The following is a 15,673-nucleotide window of genomic DNA, read 5'->3' as shown; positions in this document are numbered from 1 at the left end:
TACACAACCTTTTTATACAATTTGAACTATGTTGTACATTTAGGTGAATTTAGCAATACGTATGTATTGTTTCAACCTCTGATTTATAAGTGTGATAAACACTTGTAGATTGGGGGTTTTTTATTTGCTTATCAAAGATTGATTAAAAGAATTTACATGCTAATTACAGATTAAAATTATTCAATTAGAACAACAGAAACTTATAACTACAATACAACTCACTTCATTCAATATCTGGACGAGTTTCATGAGGTGAATGAAATTGAAGACGTTTCTACAGTTCATGTGAAAAAATATATTCAACATCAATTAAATCTTGGTAAAAAGGCGACTTACATTAACACTGTAATTAAATCGTTGAGGTCGTTTGACACGTATTTGGTGGCGGAAGAATATGTCACATTAAACATCATGGCACGCACCGAATCGTTGTGTGATGAAAGGTATGCACATTACGCACACCCTTGGTGAAAAGGATACGAATAGTAATTAGAAGGTTCGTAACATTATTCAGACCCTTGGAGGGAGTCGCAAAACACGACCCCCTTGTAAAAACGTTATGTACCTAGCAAAATGCTATATACCTCAGCAATGTTTACGCATTGAGGTACTCTCCTCTATAGAGAGCACCTATGATGGACTTACCTATATTAACGCATACAAAATTGTATCAGTTGTATTTAATCAACGAACGCAATTTTGCGTTGGTTAACATGCTGTATACAATGTATATACCATTATCTAAGAATAGTGTTTGTACTATAGTTTTTCATTGAACCTTGTTTCAACATTCTGTTATTATTATCCTAATTACATAATATAAACCAATACATAATTGCATAATGATATAAATTACAAGGAGGAGTTAATAACATGAAGAGAAAAACAAAATCTGCAATTGTTATCACTGCAGTATTGGTCATTTTTGGAGGGATTTTTGGTTACATTAAATCCACCGAACAAATGGAAAAACCTGTTGCCAAAAAAGAAAGAGCCACTATAACTGTTGACGGAGTAGCGCTTGAAGATAAAAAAGTTACAAAAGAAGAATTGCTTTATCCTGATAATTTAATGGAAATGAAAGTAAATGAAACCATCCATAGCATGTCTCACCAAAAAGTGAAAGCTGCTTCTCAATGGGGTCGTGAGCGAATAACACAAGAAAAAGTTGACCGATTGTTAACTGTAGTTAAAATGAACGATTATAAATATAAAGATCTTTACATTTCAATATTGGAAAGATGGTCGAAAGGTGATTTTTCAAACGCCGTTGACGACCATAACAAAATTTGGGAAATGCAAGGTGGCGATGACACAACAAATTCAGGAAGAGCAACTCGTTTATTATCGCCCGAGGAAGAAGAGCAGTATATTGAACAATTTTACACAGATGAAAAATAGGTGAACCTTTGAATTGTATGTAAATTTTTCTGTTTGTTATCATTAATTTTTATTACACAAAATCCACCAATTACTAAGATACAAAAAAATTTTCGGTGGAGGGTTTTATTTATGAATGAAGAAAGACCGCTAACAGACAAAGAACTTTATCATTTAATTATCACTTTGAACGCAAAAGCCTATGGATTGAAGAACGTGTACAAAAAGAGTTTGGCGATTCAACTATTCATGCGAGGTCACAAGTTGGACCATACAATGCGGAACAAGCGAAATCCGAAATATCAAGTTTTTGTGTTCACTAAGACTCCCAAATTTATTGTAGACTTCATAGAATTGACCATAATAAATCAAGGTTCATGCACAGGTGCTCCATCACGTACAGACCGTGTAGTAAAATACAACCAATTTCTTCGCATTGAAGATCAACTTGGTTCCACAGCTGAGTACCTTGGTTTACAATCGTTCTACAACCTTAAATAATAGACAAAAAATACCTCAAAGTATGTATACCCTAAGCAGTCAAGTATAATAAAGAAAAATAGAGGGGGATAGAGATATGGGGATTATTCAATCATTAGAAGAGACGTTGCCGATTTTTCATGAAGTCTTTAAGAAGGAAATAGCGATGACCATTAATTGTGCAGAGGAAAGAAAAGTCCTGTTTGTATTAGAGGGGACAAGAGTCAAAACGAATTTACAAGTAGGGACTATTCTTGAGGATACACCTGATTTTCATAGTGTCACAAAAGGACAAATTTTAAAGCGTAGCATTCCAAAAGAGTATTTTGGGATTGCAATGAATAGTGAGCTTTATCCTGTGCGTGAAAATGGTAAAGTTGTAGCCGTATTAAGCCTACTCTTCCCAGTTGATGCGCAAGAAAAAGTGGAAGGTTTTATGGGCAGTTTGCAAGCTATTATTCAAGAACTCCAAATAAAAGTACATACGATTGCTGCACATTCTGAAGAATTGTCTGCAACGAGTGAAACTATTACAGAAAAATCTCGACATGCTTTAGAAAATTCTTCTCGTTCTAATGAAGTAACAGATTTTATTAAAACGATTTCGAGACAGACTAATTTATTGGGCTTAAATGCCTCGATTGAAGCGGCACGAGCAGGCCAATACGGTGCAGGTTTCAACATCGTAGCGCAAGAGGTAAGGAAGCTTTCTAGTGAGACAGCAACAGCAACAGAACAAATTGAAACCTCTCTTAAAACGATTACGAGTAATATTCAAGCACTTATGGAAAGCATGGAGCAAATTGAAGCAGCCTCAAATGATCAGGCAGAGCAGGTTCAACAATTTAGTGAAGCCATTGAAAAACTAAATGATATAAGCGAGCAAATGGCGGTTTACATAAAAGGTCTCTTACGATAATAAGAAGAGGCTGGGACAAAAGGAAAAAATGTTAGACCGATTGCATTTGGGTCTAACATTTTTTTGATTTAGGAAGGAACACTCTACTCATTGAAGCGAAAAAGTTATTATCTGTTTTCGTTATTTTTCAAAATAATCGAGTTCTGTCCCAGCCTCGATTATTTTTTATGGCTGTGCCCAATGTTGGTCTAGCTCTTGATCAAGATAGACCCAGCCCTTCCAGGCAATATGAATCGTATCCATTATAAAATAAGGATCATATTCATGATCTGAAAAATCAACATAGGCAACATTCGCGTCCTGTAATACTTGCTCCATTTTATCGTAGTACTTTTGACGACGCTCTTCAGGATAGCCATTATAATCATACCAATAGCCATTAACCGGAATGGATACGAATAGTGGCTTGGCACCTGCATCCTTTAAAACATCTATTACTAGTTGGAAATCCTCATATTCAGGAGAGTTTGTATAATCCTCTTTTTTCCGTATATCTTTAAACTTTGAAAATTTAGCATTTACAAGTCGCTGATAGGCACGATCTTCAATCATATAGTCATTGGATACACGTTTCTCACCATATGCCTCTGCATGCTGCAATTGTTGTTCAAAGCTTTGATTGGCAATGAGCTTGTCATTACTTTTTAATGCATGACCTTTACGTGGGAAAAGGGAATAATATAAATCCTTCTTTTCTAGCAATTCCTTGTGGAAACGACCTGCGACCATGGCCATACGTCCAGTAATTGGCTTTTCCTTGCCGTTAGACATTTGATATTGAAACATGGTCTTTAAGAGACGGTCCCGTTTGACTGTATCAAATTCTAGCAGACGCTCCATTGCTCGTTTACGAAGAGCGGCATCCATCTCCTGATTAAAAGCTAAATCATAGGCATGTAACATGGAGTAATTCGGTGAAAAGTGAAATTCACCCATGCCCTTCTCTGTAAACCACTGCGGGGAGGTGATAAAGACCACTTTTTTATCCTTTAAATTCTTTTCTTGTGCTGCAAAATTCAGGAAGTGGGTAATGGACTGCATGCCCCCACGTCCAATCATAAATGTCGAATACGGAGCGTTAATTGCTCGCGTATAATTATATGGATGGAACGGGTCAAAACGGTTTAATTCCGAGGAGCCATATAGAGGCATGGAACTAGGCTCCTGCAACATTCGCTCCTGTAAATATGTGCCTTGAAATACAAGTGGAGACATGTTAGTTTTGGCTTGCTCCACATCCTCATTGGATATCCAGGCTTTAATCCAAGCATTAGGAAAGAAGACAAAGCCAGTAAAAAGAGCGAATGCAATAAATAAAGAAAGAAAGCCTTTTTTGATCATTGTCTTTCAGCTAATTTCCCTGCTATTCGATTAGGCGTATTCCATTCTTCACGATTGAAATCAGTAATAGGTACTGAAATATTAAAACGATTTTCAATTTCAACTAATAAATTAATTGTTCCAAACGAATCTAGTAAACCTTCTTCAAATAAATCAATATCTGGGTTTTCTACAATAATTTCATCTTCACATAACTCGACTAGCATTTCTAAAACTTGTTGTTGATCCATTAATAATTCTCCTTTAGTGAACAGGCTCTTACAGCCCTTTGTTTAAAATAATGTGCCAGAAAAAATATAGAAGCCAAAGCATATGGCATGAAACGTAATGATTACGCCAATAGCATGCGTCCATTTATTTTTTGGCCAACGCTTATGCTTTTTATTCCACCGTTCAAATTTATCAAAGCTGATAATCAATAGGGCATGATAGAGTCCATAGACCACAAAGTGCCATTCGAGACCATGCCAAATACCCATTAAAAAGAATAGTAAAAAGAAGCCTATATACGAAATAGCAAATTTATTTTTCAACCACTTTTTCTTTGTCATCCAAAGGACAAAGCGCATATAGACGTAATCCCTAAACCAAAACGAAAGGCTCATATGCCAACGATTCCAAAAATCTTTAATATTGCGGCTGGCGAATGGACGGTTAAAGTTAATCGGTGTTTGGATACCCATTATTCGGCTCACCCCAACAGCAAATGCACTATAGCCAGCAAAATCAAAGAATAAATAAAAGCTATACATATACATATACGCTAGTTGCCCCTGAAAAGGTGTCAAATAGTTATACGTATGATTAGGCAAATAAATAAGCGTGTAGTTATAAATTAAATATGCCAAAATAAATTTATATAAAAAGCCGACAAAAATATAGTTAATTCCACTCAACAGCAGCTTTTGGTAATCCTCCGAGGAAGGCACGGCATGAAAATCCTTCGTAAAACGACGCCAACGATCAATAGGTCCCGATGATACGGTAGGAAAGAATAATAAGAAATAGACTAGCTCTACTACAGAAATTTTCTCCTTCATCAAGCCGTCACGGGTTTCTAAAATCATTTGCACCGCTTTAAACGTAATGTAGGACACACCAAGGAAGCCGAATAAATGATGTAACCCGAGAATCGGTAGAACCTTCACAAGGATAAGCGGTAATATGGATAAAAGCACAGCTATTATAAAAATAGTGCCGCTATTTTGCTGAAGTCGGTAACGCTGATAAGCCACAATAAGGACTACCTGAAAGACCGTGAATAGTACAAGCGAAATGGTCCCATTCCATGAATGTCCGAAGATCAGTGCTAAGACAATTACCGAGACAAATAGATTATAGCGTTTCGAAGATTTGCCTCGTAACCCTAATAGGATGGTAGGTAGTAATAAAAGTCCGATGATCACAAAAAATGCTATATTTCCATAAGGCGTCATACTGTTTCCATAACCGCCAATCCTTTACGATCAACCTTACCATTTGGATTTAATGGTAAAGCATCCATATATTTAAACGTTTTCGGTATCATATAGGCAGGTAAGTACGCCGATAAAAGTGTCTTCAATTGCTTTGTCGTTTTGAAGGCAGCGTCTGTTAATGGCTCACGTAAAACAATATGGGCATTAAGAGAAATGATTTCCTTCTCTTTATAAACAGGTACAACGACACAGCTTGAAACTGGTGGCAGGTTACTGATTTGTTTTTCAATCTCTTCAATCTCTAAACGATAGCCATGTAATTTCACTTGGAAATCCTTACGACCTGAGAAAAACAAATAACCATCCTGCTCATAGCCGATATCACCAGTTTGATAGATGCGATCGCCATCAACGATTGGGAAAGCTTTCGCTGTTAATTCAGGCGCTCCCAAATACCCGGCACTAACGGTTGGCCCTGAAATCATAATTTCTCCATCTCCTGCTACGGATACGTTTGGCTCCGTTATAGGGGCAATCGGTAATTGTTCGAAGCGTGCTGCTAGCTCTGTCGTCACCTTTACATAGGATACAGCGACGGTTGTTTCTGTAGGGCCATATAAATTATAAATTGTTGCCTGTGGAAAACGAAGCATCAACTCGTTACATACCGCTATCGGTAAAACCTCTCCGCAAAATAAAAAAGTATCCAATGCAGGCATGAGTTTTTGATCCCATTCTTTGTTCATCAAACACATCTTGGCAAAGGAAGGTGTAGAAGTCCATACCCGAGTATTTGACGTTGCTAATGAATCAAACAATGCTTTTGGATTAGCAATTTCTTGCTGTGTAATCGCATAAAGGGTGTGTCCACCAACAAGAGCTGGGTAGAGATCCATAACAGATAAATCAAAGGAATAAGGTGCTTGATTTAAAAATACGCCGTCTTCCTGTAAAGGGAAGTGCTCCTGCATCCACATAACAAAGTGTGTTAGATTACTAGCTGTTATTTGTACCCCTTTTGGTTGACCAGTTGAACCAGAAGTGTAAATAATATAATGAATATCCTCATCTTGAACCCATGTTGCGGATGATAGGATTACGTCCTTTGAGGAGGTATCCAGAATATCATGCACTGCCATAACTGGAATGTTCATCTGCATGTGTAATGGCTCTGTTGTCAATACTAAACCTGCTCCAGAAGCTTCTGTAATGAGCTGTAATCTTTCAGATGGTGTTGATGAATCAACAGGAACATATGGATGGCCGGCCTTTACAGCTCCTATAAAGGCAACAATTTGTAGGGGGGACATATGTCCATAAATGACAATAGGTTGCTGTCTCCGTAAGTTAAGCTTCATCAAATAATCGGCAATACGATCCGATAAATGCCAAAGCTCACTATAAGTTAAGGAGGCATTGTGTGTCTGATAAGCAGTTTTTTGTGGCTGCTGGATGGCCACACGTTCAATAGCTGCCAAAATACTTAACATATTTTAATCTCCTTTTATTTAAAATTCCGTATATATAAATGGTCCAGCGTTCATATCATGGAAGCCATGTATAAGAAACAACAGTACCAAAACAATCAAATAAAATAGCGTAAAGCCAATGAAGCGTAAATACTCATTATTTTTGATGGATTGCATTTGTCCACCTCCAATGAAAAAAAGTATAGGATTAAACTTTCAAAAAATAGTAATTTACTAGTTAAAAATCCTTACCTTATGTTTTTAACACTGATTTGACGGAATGTGGAGAAAAATGTTGCTGAATTAAGATGAATTCAGTAAATCATAAGATTAATTTAAGGTAAATTTAAGGTTCTGGGGGAATATGTAGGTTTTTCAAACTATTGGCTGGTTATCTTATGTAAAAAAAGCACGAACATAAGGGAATAATCTCAACTTATGTTCGTGCTATTCATTTTATTTCACTTCATTAATCACTTTTTTAGATACATAAAATTCAGAGCCATTGTAGACATTGATTGTATCAAATGTATGCGTCTTTGCCGTGTTTGTAGAAGTTTGTTCATATATCATGGTGTTTTTATTGACCGGAATTTTCACTGTAATATCTGCTTTTTGTGCAATAAATGTTGGGTTTTCTTTATCCGATAAATCGATTTTTGTTGTAAACCCTTTTTCCGTAAATGCCTTTGTCGCTGGCACATATAAATCATTCGTTAATGTATTTAAGTCAAAGCCCATAAAGCCTGCCATTGTATGGGCTAAATCAGTGTTTTCTACTAACCCTGTCAATTTAGAAGGACCAAATGAATATAAAAATACATCTTCACCCGTATGACCACCTGTTGTATAACCAATGTTCGCACGATTAGCTAGCATTTTTACCATTGCATTGCCCAAGTCTGTAGCTGACTGTAATGTCTTGAGCTCGTCCTCAGTTAATGAATCTAAGCCATAAAGGGCAGCAACCTCTACTAAATTAGAGCGATCTTCTTTCAGTTGACTTAATGCTCCCTCAACAGTCATTGAAGCCTTTTTTAACGGATCAATGTAAGCAGAGACTGGAATGCTTGAATAAGTACTAGTTGTGTTAGCGTTCCCCATCGTAATGCCGCTATTTCCATGATCAGTTACTGCAATGACTAACGTATTACCGTCTTCCTTCGCAAAATCAACCGCTTCTTTCACTGCATCATCAAACGATAAAATATCACTAATGATACCAATTGTATCATTGGCATGTGCTGCCCAGTCAACCTTGCTACCTTCTACAAAGAGGAAGAAGCCGTCCTCATCCTTTTTCAGCATATTAATTGCTTTATTTGTCATTTCTGCAAGTGTAGGTTCAGACGCTCTTGTTTTAGCTCGATCTAAATCATAAGCAAGTGCACTTGGTGCAAAGCTTCCCCAAATTTTTGAGGATTGACTATTGAATAGCTCATCACGTGTTTTAACGAGATCATAATTTTTTTCATTCAGAACCTTGATTAAATCCTCACCATCTTGACGAGCATTTTTCGTTGTGCCTGGTGATAAGGATTCTAGACCACCACCTAAGACAACATCAATATTTTGATAAACCTGCTGCTCTGCAATATCCCCATATTGACTTCTATTATTGACATGCGCAGAAAAACCAGCTGGTGTAGCATGTTGAATTTCAGAAGTAGAAATTAATCCAGTCGCCTTACCTTGCTGCTTAGCTCCTTCTAGCACATTGGCTACAGGTCGGAAGGCATCTTCCTTAGCGATTTGCGCTAATCCAGGGGAGTTAATCACAGATGGGAGCACACCTATATATTTATCGTTCGATTTATGGCCAGTTGCTAATGCCGTAGCAGCAGGCGCAGAATCGGTAATGGCTGATTCAGCAGAATACGTGCGCATAGCACCAGATAAAATTTCATCCATTGCGAGGCTTTCACCTTTATACCAACGAGAAAGGGTTACAGCATTATTACTGCTACCATCCATCACAAGCATAATGACATTTGTCGGTTTTTTTACTTCGGCTGCGTGTACCTCTTGTTGTGGGATACTAACTGCGGATAAAGTCACTGCACTTGCTAAAAACAATGAAGTCCATTTTTTTGCGTATTTCATGATTTTCCTCCTTTAGATGAATTCAACTGTAAGTGTAAAGGAAGGGTGTAAAGCTAGCGTTAAAGGTTTGTTAATGAAGTATGGTAATTCTGTAAATAATGAGGAAGAAAAGAATCTATGTAGAGGTCACACAGATTCTTTTGGGGCATTACAAATTTTCCTGATGTTGTGTACCGTCTATCGTTTCATAATATAAAGTGCCTGCTTCGATGTACAAATTGAGGACTTCATCTTCGAGTAAGACTTCTTCGGAGCCGTCCTGGACATCAATTTTTGTTAGATAGCCAGCATTGTCATAGTCGCTGCAATAAATGGATTCTTGATAAGTAGCTAAATAATAGCACGCCGTTTCTGTAATATGATGGTTTTCATTGGTGTCAAAATTATAAGAATAGACCATATTATCGTTGATACTATTATAATAAATCACATCATCTACAGTATTGGCATACCACATATCATGCATAAAATCATAATCATTATTTGTAGCAGCAAAATAGTTTTCATTTGCCCATAAATGATCTTGGCTTAGTTTTTCATCATTGACTAAAAAGTATTCATAGGAAATCGCATAAGGCTCCGCTGAATCCACATCATTCCATGTTGTATCAAGGTGATACCAGTTGCCATCGATACTGACTAAATTCCAAGCATGCAGCTGATCCTCGCTATAGCCATAAACATATTTCGCTTCTACATTCGAAGCCAATAGTAGGCGATAAGCTAGTAGGGCATAGGCCTGACATACAGCAGTTTCCTCATCTATTAGCTCAAAAACCGTTTGTCCCTCAGTAGAGCCTTGTTCTGTATAAGTGGCTAACTGTACGACAGTATCATTAATGATTTTAGCACGCTCAAAATCTGTCATTTCCTTCGTAATATACTGGTCAGCAAAAGCATCTACATATTGATCGACCTTTTTCTCCTTCTTGGCATCTGTTAAGTAATCAATCGACAACTCCACCAAATAGCCATCATCTGTTTCCCAAGCAGTCCATTCATAAGTAAGAAAATAACCAGCTGTATAGGGGTCAACAAAGGTAAGCAGGCTATTTAAGTCATTCAACTGCACTTCAAAATCTTCGAAAGCTAGCTTCCCTGTATAAGGGACTTCAAAGTGCTGTTCAAACTTTGCTACTTGTTTTTCTACTTTTTTAGTGAATTGTAGTAAGGCAGGATCATCCTTAAATAATGAGGTAGAGAAAAGATCATTAGGTGAAAAAGAAGCAGATAACGCTTTACTTTCTGGCTTCTTTATATCATTCTCTGTTTCTTCTGCTAAGGTCGTAGTCGTTACATCATCCTCATCAAGAAGTATGTCAATGGCCTTTGAGCATGCCGTAAGAAAGGGAATCATGCAGCATAGTACAAGCAGCGCTGTTAATTTTTTATTCATTTTCCCATCCTCCAAAAAAATTCATTTTTGCCATTATAATTTAATTTATAGGGAGTGACATCCACAAATAGTAGCATAAGTCGACAAGGAGAGAGGCATGAAGCGGAAAAAATCCCGCAAAACATAAAGCTAAGTTTGTCATGGCAACCTTTTTTTGTTATAATGTAGTCTGTTGTGATGTTTCAAAGTTCGGGAGGTGCAGTGAATGCATACAGTAGTATTAGTTTCATTAGTTATCGTATCATTAGCGTTAATCGTTGTGGTATTACTTCAATCTAGTAAAAGTGCAGGCTTATCAGGTGCCATCTCGGGTGGAGCTGAGCAACTATTTGGAAAGCAAAAAGCGCGTGGTATGGATTTAATCCTTCACCGTGCAACAATTGTGTTAGCTATAGTGTTCTTTATTTTAGCAATCGCTATTACAAAAATCTAATAGTTGAAGATATATCGCCTAACCGAATTGGTTGGGCGTTTTCTTTTATCATTGTTAAATGGTAAATCCTCTCTCTGTAGTAAAAAATGAATTGTAACGCAATATCCAAATGTCAATCGCTGGACATCATCGAGATGACTATAATGGGTATAGTATGTATAAGTGTTTTAGAATGAAGGAGTGCTTACAGTGAACAAAACATTATCACAGCCATTTTTCTTTCAAGCAGGATCACGTGCTGTTTTATTATTACACGGCTTCACAGGAAGCTCTGCAGACGTGCGAATGCTTGGTAGATTTTTAGAGAAAAAAGGGTATACTACATTAGCACCTCACTATAAAGGTCACGGTGTGGAACCAGAAGAACTAATCACAACAGGACCAGCAGACTGGTGGCAGGATGTCGTTGCCGCCTACAAACAGTTGCAGGATGCTGGCTATCAGGAAATTGCCGTTGCTGGCCTTTCATTAGGCGGTGTCATGGCGTTAAACATTGCATTAAATAATCCTGTTAAAGGAATTGTCACAATGTGTGCCCCCATGACAATGCGTACAACCGACGTTATGTTTGAGGGTGTCTTGAAATATGCAAGGGACTATAAAAAGTTCCAAGGGAAACAGGAAGAAGAAATTGAATCTGAAGTTGCGCTCATTGCTGAAAATGGCATGCCATCTCTACAGCAGTTGCGAGAATTTATAGCCCGTACTCGTCAAGAAATTGACATGATTTATGCGCCTATTTTTGTCGTACAAGCTACAAATGATGAAGTAATAGAGACAGAATCTGCCAACATTATATATAATCAAACTGAGTCACTTGAAAAGCACATCAAGTGGTATGAAAACTCAAAACATGTTATTACATTAGATCAAGAAAAAGATCAATTACATGAAGATATTTATCGCTTTTTAGAAAGCCTAAATTGGGCACAATAAATAATAAATTAGGATTTTCTCATGAAGGAGGGAATATGTATGAAAGACCAAAAAGATACACTACAAAGTCGTTTACTCGATTTTTTCAGCAAAGATGATTATAAACCACTAACTGTTGGTGAAATCGAGGATGAATTCGGCTTTGAGGATGCGGAGGAGTTCAAGGAGCTTGTGAAAACACTTGTCCGCATGGAAGGGCAAGGCTTAGTTGTACGTTCTCGCTCCAATCGCTATGGCCTACCAGAGCGTATGAATTTGCTAAGAGGTAAATTTATCGGACATGCGAAGGGCTTTGGCTTTGTGACACCTGATGTCGAAGGCATGGATGATGTGTTCATTCCACCTCACGAAATTAATGGTGCTATTAACGGAGACATCGTGCTGATTCGTGTTTTAAAGGAATCATTCGGTGATCGACGTGAGGGTACGGTTACAAAGGTCGTCGAGCGTGGTCAAACAAGCTTTGTCGGCACATTCCAGGCTAACCGTGGCTTTGGCTTTGTTGTTCTAGACGATAAAAAGCTACCAATGGATATCTTTATTGCCAAAGGAGATACATTAGGCGCTGTCGATGGACATAAGGTTGTTGTCGAAGTAGCAACATGGCCGGAGGATTTAAAATCTGCTACAGGCTATATTACGAAAATTTTAGGGCATAAAAATGACCCTGGTGTGGACATTTTATCTATTTTATATAAGCATGACATTCCACCTGAATTCCCGGATGAAGTCATTGCTGCTGCCCAGCGCGTGCCAGATGAAATTACCGAGGCCGATTTAGTAGGCCGTCGTGATTTACGTCATGAAACAATTGTGACGATCGATGGTGCAGATGCAAAGGATTTGGATGATGCCGTAACCGTAACAAAAAATGTAGATGGTACTTATAAGCTTGGCGTACATATTGCAGACGTAAGTTATTATGTAACGCAAGGCTCAGTCATTGACATTGAAGCTTATGATCGTGCGACAAGTGTTTATTTAACGGACCGTGTAATTCCAATGATTCCACATCGTTTATCGAACGGCATTTGTTCATTAAATCCACAGGTTGACCGTTTAACACTATCTTGTGAAATGATTATTGATGCGAATGGTAATGTGATTGCACATGAAATTTTCCAAAGTGTCATTAAAACGACAGAGCGTATGACATATAAGGACGTTTACATGATTTTAGAGGAGCAGGATGAGGCACTAATCGAACGCTATGAGCCACTTGTTCCAATGTTTAAAAACATGGCTGAGCTATCTGGTATTTTACGTCGTAAACGTGAAACACGAGGGGCGATTGACTTTGACTTTAAAGAATCCAAGGTGCTCGTGAACGAAGAAGGATGGCCAGTGGATATTGAATTACGTGAACGGACAGTAGCGGAGAAATTAATTGAAGATTTCATGCTAGCTGCCAATGAAACAATCGCTGAGCATTTCCACTGGATGAATGTACCGTTCCTATACCGTATTCACGAAGATCCAAAGCCTGAAAAGCTTCAGCGCTTCTTTGAATTTGTCACAAACTTTGGTATTTTAATTAAAGGTACTGGTAATACGGTTCATCCTAAGGCATTACAGGATGTATTAAAGGCCATTGAGGGTATGCCAGAGGAGCCTGTTATCTCAACAATGCTCTTACGCTCGATGCAGCAGGCGAAGTACTATCCTGAAAGCATTGGTCACTTTGGTTTATCAACTGATTTCTATACACACTTCACATCACCAATTCGTCGTTATCCAGACTTAATCGTACACCGTTTAATTCGTACGTATTTAATTAATAAGGATACATCTAGAGAAACAATTGCACAGTGGAGTATGGCAATGGATGAAATTGCCGATCACACATCTGAGCGTGAACGCCGTGCTGTTGATGCAGAACGTGATACAGATGCTTTGAAAAAAGCACAATATATGTCCGATAAAATTGGCGAAGAATTCGAAGGAATTGTTTCATCGATTACAAACTTCGGTATTTTTGTGGAGCTACCAAACACAATCGAAGGACTTGTCCATATTAGCAATATGACAGATGATTATTACCGTTTTGATGATCGTCAAATGATTATGATTGGGGAACGAACGAATCGCCAATTCCGTATTGGTGATGAAGTAACAGTTCGTGTGGCCAATGTCATTATTGAGGAGTCATCCATTGACTTTGAAATCGTAGGAATGGTAACTTCATATGGACGAACACGCAAAGCAGCACCTACTGTTATTCATGCACGTAAAAATTACAGCGATAACAAAGGTGAACGCAGTCGCCGAAGCACACGCAGTGATGAGGAACGAGGCAGCCGTGGGGGCAATCGCAGAGGCGGTCGCCAAGAGGAAGACCGAGGAAGTCGTAGCACTAAGCAAGGTGAACGACGTGAAAGCGATCGTGACCCGCGTGGTCGCCGCAAAGATGACTCAAGCCCAGGTCCTAAAAAACGCGTGAAGCAAAAGCAAAAGTTCTATGAGGGCATTGCCAAAAAAGGCAAAAAGAAAAAATCAAAACGTAAATAAGCCTAAGCGAAAGTGTCCATTGAGAGGTGCTTTCGCTTAAGCTCAACCTTTTAAGTAGAGGGTGAAAAATATGGCAAAAGGTACTGGTAAAGTATTAGCACAAAACAAAAAAGCAGGCCATGACTACTTCATCGAAGAAACAATCGAAGCAGGCATGGTACTAACAGGTACAGAAATCAAATCCATCCGTGCAGGCAAGGCCCAACTAAAGGACTCCTATGTCCGAATCACCAATGGCGAAGCATGGATTAGCAATATGCATGTTAGCCCCTTCGATCAAGGCAACCGTTTCAATCACGACCCACTGCGCGCCCGCAAACTGCTGCTCCACAAAAAGCAAATCGGCGAGCTAGTCGGTGCCGTAAAGCGTGACGGCTACACAATCGTCCCATTGAAAATGTACATCAAAGACGGCTATGCCAAGCTTTTAATCGGCGTCGGCAAAGGGAAAAAAGACTACGATAAACGCAACGACATGCGCAAAAAAGAAGCCAAACGTGAAATGGAACGTACCTTCAAATCCAAAAATCAATATTAATAGATTTCGAGAAAGCTCACTGCAGATAGCGGTGAGCTTTTTTCGGTTGTTGGGTGGCAGTGGTGCTGGGCGTGGCGGATAGAATGGCGAAAGTGACGGATAGAGGTTGAAAAGTGGTGGATAGAGCAACGAAAGTGATGGATAGCAAGCCCAATCTAACGGATACCCTAAGTATCTAAGCCAATTTTTTCTACGATAGCGGGATACTTGAACTATCAATAGTTTTGTTTTATAATATGTATTACTGATTGCCAGATTTCATGGAAGCGTACTTTTAAGCTCCCACCGTACTAGAAGCAATTCTAGCTCTTTGTTTGAACGAGGCCCAACCGCTTCGATTCATATTCAAGGGGACGTTACGGATTCGACAGGGATGGTTCAAGCTTTAGTCGCGCGTCGGAGGGCTCGGCTCCGTCATCAACGACAGTTATATAATAACTGGCAAACAACAAAACTTAGCTTTCGCAGCGTAAGCTCGTAAGCGCTCTGCCTCTCTATCGCCCATGTAGAGAACGTAGGGCCCAACTTTAGTGGGATACGGTCGATGGTACCACCTGAGTCATCGGCAAGAGATTTCCAGGTTAGCGTACAGGACGCCTGTTTGTCGGCATAATGTTACGTGAATCCTAAATAGGCAAACTACACGCGTAGAAGCTGAAGTATTGGAGTCTTTGGACGCGGGTTCGACTCCCGCCGTCTCCATCAGCAATACCCAAACACAGCAACGATTATTTTGTAGTTAAAACTTTTAT

General features: G+C 38.7%; 15 protein-coding genes and 1 other RNA gene. 9 read left to right on the top strand and 7 right to left on the bottom strand.

Annotated elements, in window-relative coordinates; translation table 11 throughout:
* Window positions 1–183: 183 nt before the first annotated feature.
* From MHB40_RS20705 to MHB40_RS20690, 4 genes are all read left to right on the top strand, one after another.
* Window positions 184–471, top strand: a complete 288-nt coding sequence (locus MHB40_RS20705; protein WP_342534806.1) for a site-specific integrase — start codon at window positions 184–186, stop codon at window positions 469–471.
* Window positions 472–873: 402 nt separating this feature from the next.
* Window positions 874–1,401, top strand: coding sequence for a DUF6241 domain-containing protein (locus tag MHB40_RS20700; protein WP_342533387.1), 528 nt, complete (start codon window positions 874–876; stop codon window positions 1,399–1,401).
* A 111-nt stretch (window positions 1,402–1,512) separates the two neighbouring features.
* Window positions 1,513–1,881, top strand: a complete 369-nt coding sequence (locus MHB40_RS20695; protein WP_342533386.1) for a hypothetical protein — start codon at window positions 1,513–1,515, stop codon at window positions 1,879–1,881.
* A gap of 76 nt (window positions 1,882–1,957) precedes the next feature.
* Window positions 1,958–2,779, top strand: coding sequence for a methyl-accepting chemotaxis protein (locus tag MHB40_RS20690; protein ID WP_342533385.1), 822 nt, complete (start codon window positions 1,958–1,960; stop codon window positions 2,777–2,779).
* 165 nt (window positions 2,780–2,944) lie between these two features.
* On the opposite strand, the gene dltD is transcribed toward MHB40_RS20690, so the two are convergent.
* From dltD to MHB40_RS20655, 7 genes are all read right to left on the bottom strand, one after another.
* Window positions 2,945–4,120, bottom strand: coding sequence for a D-alanyl-lipoteichoic acid biosynthesis protein DltD (gene dltD, locus MHB40_RS20685; RefSeq protein WP_342533384.1), 1,176 nt, complete (start codon window positions 4,118–4,120; stop codon window positions 2,945–2,947).
* A complete protein-coding gene (dltC, locus tag MHB40_RS20680; RefSeq protein WP_016994756.1) occupies window positions 4,117–4,350 on the bottom strand; it encodes a D-alanine--poly(phosphoribitol) ligase subunit 2 in 234 nt (77 codons plus the stop codon). Before dltC ends, dltD begins: the two co-directional genes overlap by 4 nt.
* 42 nt (window positions 4,351–4,392) lie before the next feature.
* Complete coding sequence (gene dltB / locus MHB40_RS20675; RefSeq protein WP_342533383.1) at window positions 4,393–5,556, bottom strand: D-alanyl-lipoteichoic acid biosynthesis protein DltB; 1,164 nt, start codon at window positions 5,554–5,556, stop codon at window positions 4,393–4,395.
* Complete coding sequence (dltA, locus tag MHB40_RS20670) at window positions 5,553–7,028, bottom strand: D-alanine--poly(phosphoribitol) ligase subunit DltA (RefSeq protein WP_342533382.1); 1,476 nt, start codon at window positions 7,026–7,028, stop codon at window positions 5,553–5,555. The genes dltB and dltA overlap by 4 nt, the downstream gene beginning before the upstream one ends.
* Before the next feature lie 18 nt (window positions 7,029–7,046).
* Window positions 7,047–7,184: a teichoic acid D-Ala incorporation-associated protein DltX gene (locus MHB40_RS20665; RefSeq protein WP_004228095.1), complete on the bottom strand. Its 138-nt coding sequence runs from the start codon at window positions 7,182–7,184 to the stop codon at window positions 7,047–7,049.
* Between the two features lie 279 nt (window positions 7,185–7,463).
* Window positions 7,464–9,110 carry an alkaline phosphatase gene (locus MHB40_RS20660; protein WP_342533381.1) on the bottom strand — a complete coding sequence of 549 codons (1,647 nt, stop codon included), beginning with the start codon at window positions 9,108–9,110 and terminating at the stop codon, window positions 7,464–7,466.
* A 148-nt stretch (window positions 9,111–9,258) separates the two neighbouring features.
* Window positions 9,259–10,506 carry a transglutaminase domain-containing protein gene (locus MHB40_RS20655; RefSeq protein ID WP_342533380.1) on the bottom strand — a complete coding sequence of 416 codons (1,248 nt, stop codon included), beginning with the start codon at window positions 10,504–10,506 and terminating at the stop codon, window positions 9,259–9,261.
* 205 nt (window positions 10,507–10,711) lie between these two features.
* Between MHB40_RS20655 and secG the strand changes: the two genes are divergently transcribed.
* The 5 genes from secG (at window position 10,712) to ssrA (ending at window position 15,626) form a co-directional block, all read left to right on the top strand.
* Window positions 10,712–10,939, top strand: coding sequence for a preprotein translocase subunit SecG (gene secG, locus MHB40_RS20650; protein WP_205445394.1), 228 nt, complete (start codon window positions 10,712–10,714; stop codon window positions 10,937–10,939).
* Between the two features lie 189 nt (window positions 10,940–11,128).
* On the top strand, window positions 11,129–11,875 hold the full coding sequence (locus tag MHB40_RS20645; protein WP_342533379.1) for a carboxylesterase: 747 nt from the start codon (window positions 11,129–11,131) through the stop codon (window positions 11,873–11,875).
* Between the two features lie 39 nt (window positions 11,876–11,914).
* Window positions 11,915–14,383 (top strand): ribonuclease R, encoded by a 2,469-nt coding sequence (gene rnr, locus MHB40_RS20640; protein WP_342533378.1) that lies wholly within the window; start codon window positions 11,915–11,917, stop codon window positions 14,381–14,383.
* A gap of 70 nt (window positions 14,384–14,453) precedes the next feature.
* A complete protein-coding gene (smpB, locus tag MHB40_RS20635; RefSeq protein WP_342533377.1) occupies window positions 14,454–14,921 on the top strand; it encodes an SsrA-binding protein SmpB in 468 nt (155 codons plus the stop codon).
* Between the two features lie 349 nt (window positions 14,922–15,270).
* Window positions 15,271–15,626: a transfer-messenger RNA gene (gene ssrA, locus MHB40_RS20630) on the top strand.
* The last annotated feature ends 47 nt before the right edge of the window (window positions 15,627–15,673 follow it).

This window comes from Lysinibacillus sp. FSL K6-0057, from assembly GCF_038630885.1.
Classification (GTDB): domain Bacteria; phylum Bacillota; class Bacilli; order Bacillales_A; family Planococcaceae; genus Lysinibacillus; species Lysinibacillus fusiformis_F.
This window is presented reverse-complemented; position numbering and strand designations above follow the sequence as displayed.

Coding starts and splice junctions, on each gene's coding strand:
- MHB40_RS20700 (WP_342533387.1), top strand. CDS start 874: ATGAAGAGAAAAACAAAATCTGCAATTGTTATCACTGCAGTATTGGTC.
- MHB40_RS20695 (WP_342533386.1), top strand. CDS start 1,513: ATGAATGAAGAAAGACCGCTAACAGACAAAGAACTTTATCATTTAATT.
- MHB40_RS20690 (WP_342533385.1), top strand. CDS start 1,958: ATGGGGATTATTCAATCATTAGAAGAGACGTTGCCGATTTTTCATGAA.
- dltD (WP_342533384.1), bottom strand. CDS start 4,120: ATGATCAAAAAAGGCTTTCTTTCTTTATTTATTGCATTCGCTCTTTTT.
- dltC (WP_016994756.1), bottom strand. CDS start 4,350: ATGGATCAACAACAAGTTTTAGAAATGCTAGTCGAGTTATGTGAAGAT.
- dltB (WP_342533383.1), bottom strand. CDS start 5,556: ATGACGCCTTATGGAAATATAGCATTTTTTGTGATCATCGGACTTTTA.
- dltA (WP_342533382.1), bottom strand. CDS start 7,028: ATGTTAAGTATTTTGGCAGCTATTGAACGTGTGGCCATCCAGCAGCCA.
- MHB40_RS20665 (WP_004228095.1), bottom strand. CDS start 7,184: ATGCAATCCATCAAAAATAATGAGTATTTACGCTTCATTGGCTTTACG.
- MHB40_RS20660 (WP_342533381.1), bottom strand. CDS start 9,110: ATGAAATACGCAAAAAAATGGACTTCATTGTTTTTAGCAAGTGCAGTG.
- MHB40_RS20655 (WP_342533380.1), bottom strand. CDS start 10,506: ATGAATAAAAAATTAACAGCGCTGCTTGTACTATGCTGCATGATTCCC.
- secG (WP_205445394.1), top strand. CDS start 10,712: ATGCATACAGTAGTATTAGTTTCATTAGTTATCGTATCATTAGCGTTA.
- rnr (WP_342533378.1), top strand. CDS start 11,915: ATGAAAGACCAAAAAGATACACTACAAAGTCGTTTACTCGATTTTTTC.
- smpB (WP_342533377.1), top strand. CDS start 14,454: ATGGCAAAAGGTACTGGTAAAGTATTAGCACAAAACAAAAAAGCAGGC.